The organism is Nocardia sp. Tas62D01, from assembly GCF_055232035.1.
The window spans coordinates 1,291,240-1,307,684 of the sequence record NZ_JBUYUZ010000001.1 but is presented as its reverse complement, the minus strand read 5'-3'; the positions used below and the strand labels follow the sequence as shown (position 1 = coordinate 1,307,684).

9 protein-coding genes and 2 pseudogenes are annotated in these 16,445 nt (G+C 68.6%); 4 read left to right on the top strand and 7 right to left on the bottom strand.

What is annotated here, in order from left to right; translation table 11 throughout:
* Positions 1 to 334: 334 nt before the first annotated feature.
* Positions 335 to 553 (bottom strand): annotated as a pseudogene (locus ACV7NQ_RS06285) (hypothetical protein); the annotation flags it as partial.
* Here ACV7NQ_RS06285 and ACV7NQ_RS06280 point away from each other — a divergent pair.
* Positions 501 to 812, top strand: coding sequence for a tyrosine-type recombinase/integrase (locus ACV7NQ_RS06280; RefSeq protein WP_463358752.1), 312 nt, complete (start codon positions 501 to 503; stop codon positions 810 to 812). The pseudogene ACV7NQ_RS06285 and the gene ACV7NQ_RS06280 sit on opposite strands and share 53 nt — an antisense overlap.
* Before the next feature lie 431 nt (positions 813 to 1,243).
* On the opposite strand, the pseudogene ACV7NQ_RS06275 reads toward ACV7NQ_RS06280, so the two are convergent.
* Together ACV7NQ_RS06275 and ACV7NQ_RS06270 are read right to left on the bottom strand one after the other, a co-directional pair.
* A pseudogene (locus ACV7NQ_RS06275) lies at positions 1,244 to 2,365 on the bottom strand (RecQ family ATP-dependent DNA helicase); the annotation flags it as partial.
* A gap of 31 nt (positions 2,366 to 2,396) precedes the next feature.
* Positions 2,397 to 2,744, bottom strand: a complete 348-nt coding sequence (locus tag ACV7NQ_RS06270) for a WHG domain-containing protein (protein ID WP_463358751.1) — start codon at positions 2,742 to 2,744, stop codon at positions 2,397 to 2,399.
* A gap of 254 nt (positions 2,745 to 2,998) precedes the next feature.
* On the opposite strand from ACV7NQ_RS06270, the gene ACV7NQ_RS06265 reads away from it, so the two are divergent.
* Genes ACV7NQ_RS06265 through ACV7NQ_RS06255 form a run of 3 tightly spaced genes read left to right on the top strand, consistent with a single transcriptional unit; the run spans position 2,999 to position 7,821 of the window.
* On the top strand, positions 2,999 to 3,322 hold the full coding sequence (locus ACV7NQ_RS06265) for a hypothetical protein (protein ID WP_463358750.1): 324 nt from the start codon (positions 2,999 to 3,001) through the stop codon (positions 3,320 to 3,322).
* A gap of 9 nt (positions 3,323 to 3,331) precedes the next feature.
* Positions 3,332 to 6,433, top strand: a complete 3,102-nt coding sequence (locus tag ACV7NQ_RS06260; RefSeq protein WP_463358749.1) for a WXG100-like domain-containing protein — start codon at positions 3,332 to 3,334, stop codon at positions 6,431 to 6,433.
* A complete protein-coding gene (locus tag ACV7NQ_RS06255) occupies positions 6,430 to 7,821 on the top strand; it encodes a hypothetical protein (RefSeq protein WP_463358748.1) in 1,392 nt (463 codons plus the stop codon). Before ACV7NQ_RS06260 ends, ACV7NQ_RS06255 begins: the two co-directional genes overlap by 4 nt.
* Positions 7,822 to 7,854: 33 nt before the next feature.
* Here the strand turns inward: ACV7NQ_RS06255 and eccCa are convergent, their stop codons facing one another.
* The 4 genes from eccCa to eccB form a co-directional block, all read right to left on the bottom strand.
* Positions 7,855 to 11,883 carry a type VII secretion protein EccCa gene (gene eccCa / locus ACV7NQ_RS06250; RefSeq protein WP_463358747.1) on the bottom strand — a complete coding sequence of 1,343 codons (4,029 nt, stop codon included), beginning with the start codon at positions 11,881 to 11,883 and terminating at the stop codon, positions 7,855 to 7,857.
* Between the two features lie 11 nt (positions 11,884 to 11,894).
* Entirely contained in the window at positions 11,895 to 13,250 is a 1,356-nt protein-coding gene (gene mycP / locus ACV7NQ_RS06245; protein ID WP_463365558.1) for a type VII secretion-associated serine protease mycosin, read from the bottom strand.
* Positions 13,251 to 13,323: 73 nt separating this feature from the next.
* Positions 13,324 to 14,778: a type VII secretion integral membrane protein EccD gene (gene eccD / locus ACV7NQ_RS06240; protein WP_463358746.1), complete on the bottom strand. Its 1,455-nt coding sequence runs from the start codon at positions 14,776 to 14,778 to the stop codon at positions 13,324 to 13,326.
* A 150-nt stretch (positions 14,779 to 14,928) separates the two neighbouring features.
* Positions 14,929 to 16,353 carry a type VII secretion protein EccB gene (gene eccB / locus ACV7NQ_RS06235; RefSeq protein WP_463358745.1) on the bottom strand — a complete coding sequence of 475 codons (1,425 nt, stop codon included), beginning with the start codon at positions 16,351 to 16,353 and terminating at the stop codon, positions 14,929 to 14,931.
* Positions 16,354 to 16,445 lie beyond the last annotated feature (92 nt).

The following is a 16,445-nucleotide window of genomic DNA, read 5'->3' as shown; positions in this document are numbered from 1 at the left end:
CGCCCGACCGTGACCGCCAGCCGTCATGGCGGCCGGACGGTACGGGCGTCGCGCGGGTTCCAGCAGCTTGCCGACACGGTCGATCGGGGCAGATCCGCCGCGGCTGCTGCACACTCGCGGTGACCGGCTTGCCTTCTCCAACGGCATCATCCTGCTCGCCGTCATCGCGGGCACGGCCACCCGTGGGAAGTGGAGCAGTCCGCCCAGCACGGCTACGCGACACCTGTCGATCCGTCATGCGCCAGAGCCAACCTCGCGCCCGCAAACAAGATCGCGGGCTCGTATCCCTCGCGTCGAGCTCGGCTCCCGCGCCGCCTGGGCAGCGTTGCCCTCACCGATCTGCCCGACCGAGAGCGCCGAGCAGATCGGCACCCAGCTCGACCTCCTCCAGACGCACCAACGCCGCGATCATCAGTTCCGAGGCCACCTCGCCCGCGAAATGGCCACCCGTGCCGACGGCCACGGCGAATAGCCGTGCACCTGCGTAGACGGAGTGCTCATTGTCGTGGTCGGACGATCGCTTGGTCTCCGTGCACGGGGACGGATCGGCAATCCGGCACGAGTGGTACACCGATGAATTCCAGCGCCAGGCCAAGGCGGCGGGCGTGCCCGTGATCCGGTTGCACGACGCTCGGCACACCGCCGCAAGCATCCTCTTGGACTCCGGCGCTGCGGTCTCGGCGGTGGCGAAGTGGCTCGGCCACGATCCGGCGGTGCTGCTGCGGGTGTACGGACACGTCTACCCCGAAGCGCTGGAGGCGGCGGGCGCGGCCCTGTTCGGCGACGACGAGAACGAAGCGACCGGAATCTAGTTCGCCCTCCCGTTGGCAAGTTCTAGGCAAGATCAACTTTCCGGGCGGGTGACATATGGGATACGGGGTGGATGAAAACAGGCGATAACCTGCAACTTCATCTGTGGGCGCAGAGGGGATCGAACCCCCGACCGCTGGTGTGTAAAACCGCACCAACTCGTCCGGCTAGTCCGTCTGTGTCCACCGAGCCCAGGTCAGCGGCATGATCACGTCCGGCTAGTGGGGCTAGGTCCGAGACGTATCGGCCCGTCTTGGGACACTGCTGGGACACTGGATCATGTCTCTGACCTGCTATCCAGCCGCTCCAGCTCAGCTGCAGTGCGGCACGTCGGTGTGACTGTCCGCCGTGCGCGGAGATGATGTGGGCACTCATATCGGCGGGGTGCCGTAATTGCTGTGCTCCCCGCGAACGCCGCTTGATGTCATGGAGCCGACCGGACAATATGTTCGCGCGGAAAGGCAACGGAGGCAAAGTAACTCCAGATTCGCCTGTCCTCCGGACCGGGCAGCAGGATCACCTCGGCGCGAGCGGTGCCGCGGCCCGCACGGCCAACTTGCTGGTAGTAGGCGATAGGGGACGACGGCGCGCCGACATGGACGACGAAACCCAGGTCGGGCTTGTCGAAACCTATACCGAGCGCGGACGTGGCCACCAGCGCCTTGACCTCATTGTCCAGCAGGGCCTGTTCCAGCGCCTCGCGCTCGGCCGGGTCGGTCTGGCCGGTGTACGCGCCTACCCGATGGCCGTGTGAGCCCAGCACATCGGCGAGATCGTGGGCGGCGGCGACGGTGAGCGTGTAGATGATCCCCGACCCGGGCAGCTCGTGCAGATATCGGCTGAGCCAGGCGGTGCGCAGCACCGCGTCCTCGATGCGGACCACCGACAGGTGCAGCGACTCGCGGTCCAGGGTGCCGCGCAAAACCAGTGTGCCGGTGCCGATCTGGGTGGCGACATCGGTGACGACGCGGTCGTTGGCCGTGGCGGTGGTCGCGAGCACCGGGACGTCGTCGCCGAGGTCGGCGATCAGGGTGCGGATGCGGCGATAGTCGGGCCGGAAGTCGTGACCCCAGTCCGAGACGCAATGCGCCTCGTCGATCACCACGAGCCCGGCGTCGGCGGCCAGTTTGGGCAGCACGGAATCGCGGAAATCCGGATTGTTCAGCCGTTCCGGGCTGACCAGCAGGACATCGACGGTGCCAGCCGCGACCTGGGCGTGGATATCGTCCCATTCGGTCATGTTGCCCGAGTTGATCGTCGCGGCGACGACTCCCGCCCGCCGCGCGGCCGCCACCTGGTTGCGCATCAGCGCCAGCAGCGGCGACACGATCGCTGTCGGCCCGCGCCCGGCCGCGCGCGGCAGCTTCGCGGCGATGAAGTACACCGCCGATTTGCCCCAGCCGGTGCGCTGCACGACCAGGGCGCGGCGGCGGTGCCGCACCAGCGCCTCGATCGCGGTCCACTGATCCTCTCGCAGCCGGGCCCGGGGCCCGGCCAGGTTCCGCAGCAGCGTCTCGGCGGATTCGCGCAGGTCGGTCGTCGTCACGCCGACCATCGTGCCCGAGCCCACCGACACAGACCAGAATTCACCCGCACCTGCACCCTTTCCCCGGACCTGCACCCGCTTCAGGGGCGATACCGTGCGGATTTGTGCTGCCGGGCGGCGAGTTCACTGTGAAGGGGTGGGCCAGCCGGCGGGCAATAGGCAGCAGGAGGTCGGTCACCTCGTCGCCGGCCGAAGCCAGCTCGGGGAACCGGGATTTGTCGAGGCCCGCGTGGAAGGTGATGTCGAACAGTGCCTGCTCCTCGGCGGCGAACCGGACGTAGGCGGAGGCGAACGACGCCAGTTGCTCCACGGGGTCCTGGCTCCCGCCCACAGCGTCGGCGAAGCGGTTCCGCTGCTCGCGGTATCCCCTCGTGGCGAGTTCGGCCACTGGTTACCCCACCGCGACCGTTCGAAGCTGGGGATGAGCCCTCACCGGGTTAACGGAAGTTGAACGAAAACGGCTCTATGCGGCGGATGCCCGGCGGATGCCCGCAGGCCCGGCTAGGGTTCTGTGAACCGGCTCGACGTTTGTCGCATCAACTGTGCAAGAGGGGTATACGCTGCTCGGCACACCGCGGGCAACAGTCGGGTGTTGTGGGTGGCGCATTGGCGCCGCACCGGAGGGCAGGAGAGTGCGGGTTCATGGCCGACGAAATCATCATCACACCCGGCGACCTGTACTCGGCCGGACGGCAGGTGCTCGAGGCCCAGACCCAGCTGCAAGCCATTGTCGATACGCTGTCCAACGGCGTGAACCAGTACGGCGTGGAGACCTGGGGGAACGACTCCTACGGCCGGAATTTCGCCGATGACTCGAACGGTAACCCGGGATATGTCTCCTCCCGCACGAACCTGCTGAGCGGCGGAAACAGCATGGCCACCGCGATCGGTGAATTCGGAACCGGAATGACCACCGCGGCGAATAATGCGTCGACCGGCGAAGACAATTCCGCATCGTCTTTCTGACGGTGTGGCATGGGTGATGGATCCTTATATTGGCCTCCAGAATTCCGGTGGGCCACACTGATCGTCGGCACCGAATGGCCGGACGGCGACGAGATCCGGCTGTTCGAGATGGCGCAGTACTGGCTCGATGCCGCCGATTCCCTCGAAAAGAACGTCCTGCCGCTGCTGACCCAGGCTCAGACCAGCGCCGTGCAGGCGTACGAGGCGGGCGACGGCGCGGACACCATCAAAACCGAAATGCAGAAACTCATTTCGGGCGATAATTCGGTCGAACAGCTGGCCCAGGACTACCGGCAGGTCGGCACCTCGGCCCGCCACATGGGTACCACCATCGAAGAGACCAAGATGATGATCATCATCTCGGTCACCATTCTGATCGCGCAGATCATCGCCGCCTGGTTGTGGCCGCCGACCGCGCCGGTGGTGGAGGCCACGGCGATCGGCGCCTGCCGGGCCGCGGTCTACCGGATCGCCGAACGGGCCATGGACGCGATCGGCGAAATCGAGGGAATAGGGCCGTATCTCGTCAAATTCCTGAAAATTCTCAGGAGCATTCCGGAGGGGGCGAATTATCCGGGCAAGCTCGCGTCCTGGGCCGCCAAACCATTCACCGAGCTCGCCGGGCGGGGGGCTCCGGCGGTGGCCGCGATGGCCGAGCGGATGGGCGCGGACGAGGCGCTGGCGTTGTCTATCGGCAAGTTTCCGGCGGACCTGACGAAATTCCTCATAGAGAAGGGGATCAGCACCGCGGTCTGGTCGGGCGGCGGGGACGCCTTCGTCCAGGTCATTCAGATTGCGAAGGGCCATCGCGACGGATTCGATTGGACGGAACTGGGGATGTCGGTCGCGGCATCGACCGGCGGCTGGTATGCGGGCGCGTTCGTCGCGGAGAATCTGGAGAAGTACGGCGGCAAGCTGCTCGCGAACTGGGGTCTGGACGCCACGCGCGGTTTCACGGGCATGGGGCTCGGATTCGCCTCCGGTACCGTGCCCACCGTGATCAGCACCCTGGTGGGCGGCGGCATACAGGACGCGTTCACCGGCACGTTCAGCCCGCAGGACGCCCTCATCGGCACGGTGGCCAGCAACTCGATGATGGGGCTGCAGCGCGGCTATATCGGCGAACTCGGCGCCCGCCCCGGAAGCTCCCCCGATTTTCACGCGCCCGAGGTCGAGGTTCCGACGACACCGGATCTGCTGAACGAGCATCCGCTGGCCACGGCGAGCGATCTAGGGACCGACGACACCGCATCCTTCGGTGAGGCGTGGCGGGGCACGCAGGTTCAGCATTACCCCGCGATGCACTCGCCCGACGAGGCCATCCGGGAAGCCGCCGGGAACCAGCAGGCGGACGAGATGCAGAACCTGGCGCAGACCGAAACGCAGAGGAAACAGGCGGAGCTGGCGCTCGTGTCGGCGCGCGCCCGGGCGGCGCGGGCGAACCCGGACGAACAGGAGGCGGCGCAACAACGGGTCGAGCAGGCGCAGAGCCGGCTGGACAGCAGCCGTCGTGCCGCCTCCCTGGCCCGTGCCAACAGCAGTCATGGCTTGGCGCGGCGGAATACGTCGGTGCAGGCGGGGCCTCGGTCGGCGACGGCCCCGCCTGTGGCGCGGCGCGAGGTTCCGGTGGAGGATCAGGCGATTCAGCACCCGGATCGGTTGAACGGTGCGCCGCCGGTGCCGGAGCATCGGAACGTTCCGGAGGAACAGCGGGCTCAATCGCCGGTTGCGCTGGGAGATGAGGTGTCGTCGCCGTCGGAACGCTCGTCGGTCACGGGGCAGGAGCAGGGGGCCGACGTACCGTCGGCGCAGGTGCACGGTGCGCCGCCGGTGCCGGATCCGCAGGAGCAGTGGGTTCAGTCGCCGGTCGAGCTGGGGAGTGAGGTGTCCTCGCCGTCGGAACGCTCGTCGGTCACGGGGCAGGAGCAGGGGGCCGACGTACCGTCGGCGCAGGTGCACGGGCCACCGGCCGTGCCGCTGCACGATGTCCCGCTGCGAGATCAGCCCAACGTCGGGCCGATGCCGCCGCAGCATGATGTTCCGCTGGATCGGCAGCACGCGCAGTCGGAGGCGGAGCAGGGTGACCCGCCGCCGGTTCCGGATCATACGTACGAGCCGCCAGCGCGCCCCGCGCACGAGCAGCCCGGCCCCGCCGCCGGCGAACTCCCCGACGGCCATCCGCGCAGCGAGGTGGAAGCCGGTGCGGACGTGCGTAAAAAGCTTGCGGCCCTAGATAATCGGCTGAACAAGCAGCGCAGCGCCGACGACCGGGTGACGGACCGGTACAACCAGAAGCGCCTCACCATCGATCGACTGTCGGAACAGCGCCGGACCGACGAGGAGGCGCTGACTCGTGCGAAGGACGCCAGCACGGCCGCCAAGGGCCGTCTCGACGAGCTGAACGAGCGTCCCGTACCCGAGGATGAGCAGGCTCGGGCCGCGCTGGGGAACGAGAAGATCCAGTCGGCCGCCGACGTGCGGATCCGGGCGCGGGAGGTCGAGAACCGCGAGGCCCGTATGACATTGACCGATCGCGAGCTGTCCAATGCCCGCACCAAGGTCGTCGGCACCGGACTGGCCGGTGCGGTGGCGTCGCAGGCCAAGGCCGCCGCCGCGGTGCGCAAGGCGCAGGGCGAGCTGGACGAGGCGCTGGTGCACACCGATCGGTATCGCGATCGGCGGCAGGCCGAGCTTGATGAACTGAATGCGGCGCACCTGAGGACCGACGACCATCAGCAGCGGATCGCCCAGGTACGGGAACGCCTTGACGAGCTGAACGGATACCACGATCAGGTTGCGCAGCGCCGGGCGCTGATCGAACGGTTGCGGGCCGAGCGTGAGGATGTGCTGATTCGGTCCGGCAGCGCCGAAGTCCGGGCGCGGGCGGAGTTGGCCAGCCATCAGGCCAATAGCAGGCGCGAGCGCGGGCTGCTGCCCGGCGGATATTTCAGCGGTAAGCCCAGGGCCAAGAAGATGCCGCTGGATGAAAGCATGCCGGATCCGTTCGTCGCGGTGACGGTGCCACCGGCAGGATTCTGGGGCCCCGGATTGCAGTCGAGAGATCCGAAGCATCGGCACCACTCCCATCATCGCAACGGAGGTCTGGGATGAGCGAGGACAGGCTGGATGCCGAGACCGCCACGCGGGATCGCGATCCCGGCATCGAGGACAGCCCGGACATCTTCTTCACCCTGGGCGCGGAGTTCGCCCCCGCGACCAGGGCCGCGCCGTCTCGTCCTCCCGAGGTGCGGCCCCGTACGGGTGTTTCCGCGGCGGGCGCCGACGGCGCCGCGACCGGTTCCGCAATGACCGCGGGCGCGAATATCGTGGTGGGGGCGGTCGACCCCGGTGTGAGGGTGAACGCCGATGCAGCGGTGGGTGTCGGCGATACGGCGGAAGTCTATGCGTTGCAGGATATTCCGCCGCCGGATTATCTGGCGGACATCCGGGTGTACGCGCACGAGGTGGCCCACGATATCGCCGATCTGCTGCTGGTGGATGCGCCGCCGGACTGGGCTCGTCTGGAAATGGCCTGTTCGGTCACCATCGCCGCGGCAGTGGCAGAGGTGGAGTTCAGTACGGCCGCCGGTGATTCGGTGCGGGTCGAGGTCACGTCGGCGGTGATCGAACTGGTGCGTCTGCTGCGTACCGTCACCATCCCGCTGCAGGATCGGGCCTGGTGGCGGATCATGCTGTGGCGCACAATATCCGGCGAGTTCGATGTCGAATTCGACTACGGTGAACGGCCGTTCCCGGTCGGTCAGGCGCTGCCTGCGGCGGCTTACCGGGCGGATCTGGAGGAGTTTCCGCGCGAGCGGATACCGGTGTGGCTCGGCGCCTACCTCGCGGCCGCCGCCGGGCGGATCCCGTCGCCGGGTTCGCGCACCGGGACCGCCCGCGCAGTGGACCTCCCCGATCCCGCGCTGATCTGGGCGCGCTGGGCCACCGTGGCCGCGGCAGCCGTTGCCATCGGAACCCCTTGGGGGCCAAGGATACTCGGCTCCACTGCGGCCTTCGAGTCCACCAACGGCAGCGGCTCCACGCTGCACCTTCTTCCGCGTGATCGGGTGGTGCTGTCCGGCGGCCTGTGGAGCGATCCGGCGCTCGACGCGGTCTACAACGATGATGCGGATCCGCCGGAATACCTTGCCGGAGCGCCGGACTGGGTGGATACGGCGGTGCTGAACCCGCGCGCGCAGGCCGGGCTGCTGTCGTTCTGCTACTGGTGGGACGGCGCCGCCTGGTATTCCGGGGAATCCCCGGCGCCGGTCGCGATCGGGGCGGCGATACCCGGACTGTGGACCGCGGATACGGTGACCGAGGTGGTGTGCCGGGTGCTGGGAGCCTCGGCCCGGCGGAACGCGGTGGCCGATCTGGTCGCCGCGGCGCAGGACGACCTGGTCACCCGCGCGGTCGTCGCGTCGGCGTTCGATCTCGACGAGGAGACAGACCTGGCCGGAGCGTACGCGCAGTTGGCGATGGCCGGGCTGACCGCCTGAGGGCGGGCGGCGGATGATCCGTACGACCGGCGCTCACAGCGGTGGCAGCTGACTGATCTGCACCAGTTCCCGGCCCCGGGTCCGCGAGACGAGCATGCCGCGCCCCGTCGGATACATGGCCGGGCGCACGTCGCCGAGCAGCACACCCTCGTCCTTGGGCACACTCATCAGGAAGCCGTCCACCGACATATCTTTCAGCGGGCCCAGCACATGGTCGAACAGGGCGCGCGACGCGCCGCCGGACCGGCGGGCGATGATCAGATGCAGGCCGACGTCGCGGGCCTGCGGCACCAGGCTCATCAGCGGCAGCAGCGGATTGTTGTTTGCCACCATGTCGTAATCGTCGACGATGACGTACACCTCGGGCCCGCTCCACCAGCTGCGCTCGCGCAACTGCGCGGGGGTGATGTCGGAGCCGGGGATGCGCTCGGCCACGAAACCCGCGACCTCCTCGAGGGTCGGTATGGATGTCTGGGCGCTGGTGGAGTACCCGGCCAAATGCTTGCCCTCGATCACGCCGAGCATGGTGCGCCGATAGTCGATCAGGACGATGCGGGCCTGATCGGGGGTGGAATTCTGCACGATGCCCTGCGCGATATTGCGCAACAGCGTGGTTTTGCCGTTGCCGACGTCGCCGAAGACCATCAGATGTGGTGATTCCTCGAAATCCAGCACCATCGGCTGCAATTCGGATTCGGACAGGCCGATCAGCACTTTCTGGTGGTTCAGCACGATGCCCTGTTCGCGGGCGATTGTCAGCACATGCTCGCGCGGCAGCTCCAGCGGCAGCATGCGTACCGCGGGCGCGCGCCGCTCGCCGTACAGCTCGGTCATCGCCTCCCTGGCCGCGCCCACGCCCTCGGACAGCGTATTCGGGTCCGTCGAGGAGTCCAGCCGGGGCAGTGCGATCAGCATGTGCAGCTTGGACGCGGTGATGCCGCGGCCCGGCCGGTTGACTGGCACGTTGACCGCCGCGCGGCGGTCCATCTCGGAATCGGACGGGTCGCCGAGGCGCAGCTCGACGCGGGTACCGATCTGGTCCTTGATCCCGGGCCGGATTTCGCCCCAGCGATTCGCGCCCAGCATCAGGTGGATGCCGTAGGACAGGCCGCGGACGGCCAGCGCGTGCACCTGCGGCTCAAGGATTTCGAACTCCTCGCGGAAGGTCAGCCAGCCGTCGATGACGAGGAAGACGTCGCCGAACAGGTCGGCGGACAGCGGATGTTCGGACCGCTGGTCCGGAGGCAGCGCCGCGAGCGCGGACTTGGCCTTGCGGAAATCTCGCATATTCTCGATGCCGAGTTGCAGGAAGCGGGCCTCGCGCTGGCGCAGTAGCGTGGTCATTTCCGCGATGGTGCGCCGGACCCGGTCGGCCTCCAGTCGCCCGGCGGCCGAGCCGACGTGCGGCACGCCCTTGAGCCCGGCGAGAGTGCCGCCGCCGAAGTCGAGGCAGTAGAACTGCACTTGTTCGGGGGTATGGGTGCCCGCCGCGGCCATGATGATGGTGCGCAGCGTGGTGGACTTGCCCGACTGCGGGCCGCCGACAACCGCTACGTTTCCCTGGGCGCCGGCCAGATCGATGGTCAGCACATCGCGTTTCTGCTCATACGGCTTGTCGACGATGCCGATCGGCAGCCATAGCTTGCCGTGCCGGTTGTCCTCGGAACGCCAATCCTGGTGGGGCAGAATCATATCCACGGTGGGTGAGACGTCCAGTGGTGGCAGCCACACCTCGTGTGCGGGGCGCCCGCGCCCGGTCAGCCGCTCGACCACCACCTGCAGTAGCGACTGTTCCGACTCCGGCCGGGGTTCTTCGGCGAGGAGTTCCTCGAGACTCGGCAGTTCCACGCGGGTCCGCGCCGGGATCTGCTCGACGGCCACGGCGGCGGCGGTGAAGAAGCCCACCTCGCCGTCCGGGACCCCCGCGACGACGCCGCCGGTGCGCCGCCCCACCGGCGGCGTATACGGGCCGGAGACGTAGGTTCCGTTGAACCGCAACGGATCCGAGGAATCGCTCTTTAGATAGCCCGCGCCGGGCGTGCCGGGCAGGTGGTACGCGTCGGTGATGCCGAGCACCTGCCGGGATTCGCCCGCGGAGAAGGTGCGCAGGCCGATGCGGTAACTCAGGTGCGAGTCCAGGCCGCGCAGCCGGTTCTCCTCGAGCCGCTGCGAGGCCAGCAGCAGATGCACCCGCAGCGAGCGGCCCAGGCGCCCGATCATCACGAACAGTTCCGCGAAATCCGGTTTCTGCGTGAGCAACTCGGAGAACTCGTCGACGATGACGAACAACGCGGGCAGCGGATCCAGCGGTGCGCCGTTGGCGCGGGCCTTCTCGTATTCGGTGACGTTGGCGAAGTTGCCCGCCGCGCGCAGCAGTTCCTGACGGCGGTTCATCTCGCCGGCCAGGGCGTCGCGCATGCGGTCCACCATCGTGAGTTCTTCCTCGAGGTTGGTGATGACCGCCGCGACGTGTGGCAGCGGATCGAGCCCGAGAAATGTGGCGCCGCCCTTGAAGTCGACCAGCACCAGGTTCAGCAGGTCCGGGGAGTGGGTGGTCACCATCGAGAGCACGAGTGTGCGCAGGAATTCGGATTTACCCGAACCCGTTGCGCCGATGCATAATCCGTGCGGTCCCATGCCGTTCTCGGCGGATTCCTTGATGTCGATCTCCACCGGCGTTCCGTCGGGGGTGACGCCGATCGGCACCCGTAGCCGCTCGCGCGGGGAGCGAGGCCGCCAGACCACATCCGCGTCGATGGTGGCCGCGTCCGGAATCCTCAGCAGTGCCATCAATCCCGGATCCCCGGTGGCGTGCTCGTCGAGGTCGACCATCTGCGCGGTGGTGGCAAGACGGAAGCGGGCCATGCCGCGCGCGAAGGCCGATGCCACGGCGAGGCTGACATGGTCGGGCCCGGCGAACTTCTCCACCGAATCGCCCGTGCGGGCGCCGATCACGGTGTCTTCGACCACCAACTGCAGGCCGCGGCGCACGGCCAGGCCCGTCTGCGGCGCGGTGAGATCTAGCACGGTCACCGAGTCCAGCCCGGCGTCGCTGATGATGCGCTCGGAGCCGCTGACATAGCCGTCGTCGATCACCACCACCAGATGCAATCGCCCGCCGGTGGGTGTGGCGTTGCGCAGGAACCGGCCGCGCTCCAGCAGTTCCTCGGTCAGCGAGGTCTCCAGCTCCGACAGCGACTCGTACAGCATGCGGGTCGTCCCGATGTCGTCCGACTGGCGTGGATGCTGCAGGTGCGGAAGCCATTTCGACCATCTCCAGGCCTCGCCGTCCGGATCGGCGGTGACGATGGCGAACACCATGTTGTCGGGACCATGAAAGGCGGCCAGCTCCACCAGGATCGAGCGCGCCAGGGTGCGGCCGTGCTCGCGCGGGCCTTCGATGTTGACCGCGGGGAACGCGCGCAGCGAGATTGCGGTCGGCAGTCCGTGCACCACCGAGTGGGTGCGCACGAAGCGGCGCAGCGCGACCGTGGCCACCGGTTCCAGATCCTCCAGCGGTCCGGTCTCGGGGCGGGCCAGTTTGGTGGCGATGCGATGGCTGCCGACACCGATGCGCACGTGTGCGAAATCCGGATCGTTAGGGCGACGCTCCCACATGCGGCGGGTGCCGATGAGGGAGTGTAGATCCCCGGGGTGCGGGTGGTTCCAGGCCAGCGCCTCGCGCTGGGACGTCCCGGTCTTGCGCACATCGCCGCGCAGCTGCTCGAGGTAGAGGAAGTAGTCCTTGCGTTCCTCGTTGAGCTCCCCGGCCCGCTTGCCGCCACCGCCGCCGCGCCCGGCGAACATGCCGACCATCGACATCAGCATCATCATCGGGAACATCATCGTGAGCGGATTGGACAGCATCGCCTTGCCGCTCATGGTGAACATCAAACCCATCATGCCGACCATCGCGACCACCATGACTACCGGCATCAGCCGCTGCCACAACGGATTCGGGATCGGCGAGGTGATCTCCGGCGGCGCGTTGAGCACGACCTCGCCGCCCGGCGGGCGCGGCGGCGCGATGCGGGCCAGGCGGATGAAACCCTGTGTGGTCACGCTTCTCCAGTTCAGTCGTCGCCGGGCATGGCGAGTGGTTTGCGCTGTTCCCGGCGGAACGGCAGCGACAGGCCCAGCACCAGGCCCAGCAGCGCCAGGCAGGCCACGGCGCCCGCGATGCCGATCCGGCGGGGCCACGGATCCTGCGCTGCGGGCGACGGCGGGGCCGGAATGGCTTGGGCGGCGGGCGGTCCGGGGACCGGCGGCAGCACCGCCGACAGCGCGGCGACCGGGTCGATCATGCCCGCGCCGATGCGGTCGTCGTGGCCGGGACCTGGGGAGTGCGCGGTGCGCACGATGCGTTCGATCACCTGCCCCGCGGACAACTGCGGGGAGTGGGCGCGCACCAGCGCGGCCAGGCCCGCGACGAACGCGCTGGAGAAGCTGGTCCCGTCGACGGGCGCGACCTGGCCGTTGGCCTGCGGTGTGCCGTTGACCAGTCCGGCGCCGCCGGGGGTGCTGTCCAGGGACATCAGATCGCTGCCGGGCGCGGCAACCCCGACCCACGGACCGTTGAGGGTGAACGAGGAGGGCGAGCCGTCGGCCTCGACCGAGCCTACCGACAGCACGTACTGGGCGAACCAGGCCGGGCTGGCGACCGTATTCACCGAATCCCAACCGGCCGTGCCGTTCTGGGTCTTGCAGGCGCCCTGCGACTCCAGGTTGCCCGCTGCGACGACCACGACCACGTCGTGGTCGTAGGCGTATTTCAGCGCTGCGCCTAGGGTCGCGTCGGCCGCGTTGTCCCCGGCCGGGCGGCAGGAGACCTCGGAGATGTTGATCACCGACGCGTGCATCTCGACCGCGTGCACCACGGCGTAGGCCAGGGTGGTGACCGTGCCGTATCCACCGGCCGACATCCCGCCCGGCTCATCCGGGTTGTAGCTGTTCGCGGCCTGGTAGGCCAGGCTGGTCTGGCGGATCGACAGGATCGCCGCATCCGGTGCGACACCGGAGAAGCCGTCGCCGCCGTCGGGGGCCGGATGTCCGGCGATGATGCCCGCGACGAGGGTGCCGTGCCCGTCGCAGTCGACCATGCCGTTGGAGGTGGAGACGTAGTCGCCGCCCGGGCTGACGTTCAGCCGGGGCTGCGGGTTGACTCCGGTGTCGATGACGGCCACGAGTTGTCCTGCGCCGCGGCTGAATTGCCACGCCTGCTGCAGTCCGAGCGCGCGCTGCGCCGCGGGCGCGCCGACCGGCGGGGGACCGGACCAGATCGGATGTGAGCAGACCAGATGCTGCTGTGCGGGTTCCGGCGGGGCGACGGGCGCATTCAGTACCAGCGCACCGGGATCCACCATCGGCGGGGCGACGGCCTGCGCCGCTCCAGCCGGGGCGAGGACAAGGCCCAGCGCGAGGGGCAGCATCAGCACCGCAAGGGCGCTCCGGGCGGACCAGGGGCGAACCGAATGCCGTTGCAGGGCAGGTATCGCAACGGCGCTACGCATTGCGGGCGAGGGCGTAGACGTCGATGATCCAGAAGGTCAGCGGGCCTATCGCGCAGATCAGCAGGTATTCGAACCACTCGCCGGCACGCTGCATCAGCGGTGAGATCTCGAGCTGCGGCCCGACGACGCCGATCAGCATGGCCAGCGCCAGCAGCGCCAGCAGCGCCCCCGCCGCGGGCAGCGCCGCATCGTGCATCCGCAGGCCCAGCAGCACCGCCGGAGCGATGAGGGTCGCGCAGCCGCCCAATATCAGCGCCGAGGCCTGAGCCAGATCGGCGAACGCCCGACCGCGCCGGGTCAGCACGACGCCGACCGCACAGGCCAATGCCACCGCCTGCCAGCGATGTTCGCCCGCGCCCGCGACCGTGATGATCACCCCGACGACCGTGACCAGCACGATCCCGAAGATGACGCCGGTCTGGTAGGCGTTCGCCAGCGTCGCGCGCCTGCCCAGCCCGGCTGCCGACGGAATCGAGGTGGCCCCGATCGCGCCGATCCCCTCGACGGTGGGACGAGGTTCGTGATCGCGCGGATCGATCACCCCGCCGGCGGTCGGCACCGGCGGAACGGGCAGCCGCGCGGCCCAGACCGCGATGCGCGGCGCGAACGTAATGCCAAGCAGCGCAAGTGCGGCCACGCCCACCGCAACCTTCGGCGGGGCGGCGTGCCATATCGTCATCACGGCGGCGGCCCCCGTGGTGAACGTCGCGGTGGTGACGACGGCGGAGAACATCGCCGGGCCGGTGCCGACCACGCGCAGCGCCAGGACCGCCAGCAGCAGCGTGACCGCGCCGCCCAGCAGCAGATGCGGTGCGCCCAGCTGGGCGGGTATCAATGCCGCTGCCCCGCAGCCCATCAGGACCAGCCCGCACAACGACAGCACCGTGGCCGGGCCTTGCGCGGCGTACATCCGGGCGGCGAGGGTGGCGACCACCAGCGCCAGCAGGCCGGCGCCCAAGCCGCCGCTGCCCGCCGCGATGCCCTCGCCGTGTGCCTTGGCCACCAGCAGCAGCAGGCATGCGCCGAAGCTCGCGGCCAGGGCGCCGGTCATGCCCGTCCGGCCTGCGGAGACGGAAGTCCAACCGCGGAAGGAACTTTCGGTCAGGCGAGCCACGGCATCGATGACGTCGTCGAACAGTGCCGGGGCGTCGACCGCGTCGTCCGTGCGCAACACCAGCAGCTCACCGTCGAAGACCTCGGCCTCACTGAGGGTGTGCGCCGGATCGATCGCGCTGTGCCCCAGCCGGGCCAGGGTCCAGTGCTGGGCGGTCAACACGCCCTCGTCGTGCTCGTTCAGGTTCGGAGTGCGAGAGTGGATGAGCTGCACCACATCCGGGACGAAGTCGGCGATCGGCACCGTGGTGGGCAACACCATGTCCGCCTGGGTGTTGCCGCCGATCACCGATACTCGGCACAGCTGCGGCTCGGTGGACGGGGATTCGATCAATGGACTGCTCCTGCATATGTTCTGAGCGTGCGTTCGGCGAAGGTGACATCGCCGCCGCACCGGCTGAATGTGATACTCGGCCGGATTGCCGTATGCCTCCGACGTTTCGGGGTGGGATTGCGCACTGCTGAACCTGAATTCACCGCGAGTTCACTGAGCGGGGCCGTCCGTGCGGACGGAGTTGCGGGCGATGAGGGCGGACTGGCGGTCCAGCATGGGGCCCGGGGGGAGCTGGTTCACGATCTGCCAGGGCGCCGGTTTCGGCCGGGACAGGCCCAGCATGGCGGCCGTGTTGGCATCGGGAATGCCGAATCGCACACCGGTGTCGGTGATGTAGAACAGGCCGTCACGGCGGGTGCTGTCCGGCTCGATCCCGGTGACCTGGACGAATTCTCCTGTGGACGGGGGGATGTAGGCGGCGTCGGCCTGGGCGCCACCGGGGCCGACCAGGGCGAGCGGCTGCGTGCTTTCCGGCAGGGGGAGTTGCTTGCCGATCAGCACCCGCAGTTGCGCCGCCGGATCGTGCGGCCCGCGCGACCACGCCGCGCACGCCACGGGTGCGACGTCCGCCGAGACGATCGTGGGCCGCCGGGTGGGGAACTGGTCGATCGGCAGTGTATGTACCACCGGCACCCCGCGGATGGCATCGGGCGGAACCTGCGTGATCTCGCTGCGCCCCATCGAATTCGCGGTGCGCAGCACCTCGGCGGTGAAGGGCGACACCTTCTGGATGCCGTCGGGCAGCACGACGTACAGCGTGGCCGAGCCGGTCGCCTCGCCCTCGACCCGGATCACCGAGCCGACGGGCGCATTGCTCGATCGCACGGCGTTGGGGGCGCCCGCGTCCGGGATCGCCGGAACGGCCAGATCGGGCGCGGCCACAGTGGCGTTGAGCAGTCCGGTTCCGATGGGCCGCTGGGGCGCCCCGCGCAGCTGCAGCGCGGACTCGATGGCGGCGTTACCCGTATCGACCTTGGCATGCTTGCCGTCGTAGATCAGGTAGGTGGAGCCGCCCTCGGAGGCCAGCAGCGACTCATCGGCCTCCGCCGGGCGCAGCTGCGCGCTGAGTTGCGGATTACCATCCACGACAGTGGTTTTCAGCCCGGCGCCGACGTCGTCGCACAGGGTCCAGTCGGAGTCCGCGGTGGACGGGCCGGGCAGGGCCGCGGGGGCCCCGGGGATGCCGAGCATCGGTCCGCGCGGCCTATCCGCCAGCTTGGAATCCTTGACGGAGACAGGGGATACACCGCCGCCCGCGATCAACCGCGCCGAGGCGAGATTCATCACCGGATGCAGGGTCTTGTCCACCACCGCGTACAGCGCGCCGGTATCGGAGCCCATGACGATCTTGGCGTCGCCGACCTGCCCCTGCGGATGCAGGAATGCAAGTATCGCACAGCCGCCGACGGCCAGGATGGCCAGCACGAATCCGGTGATCCACGACCGGAATTGAATGCGCATCGGATCGTGTAGCATGCGCACATCGCGCCGCACCAGGGCGTGGTCGAAACGACGCAACAGGAATAGATAACCATTCACCTGTGCCCGCGTAGTCAACTGTGCCGGCAACTGCACCTCCTCCACCAATGCCCGGGAATACGCAAACCCGGCGAGCATATGAGAGGCTACCGTAATGCGGGGGTGTGTGCCGATGGGAGATATGCCGA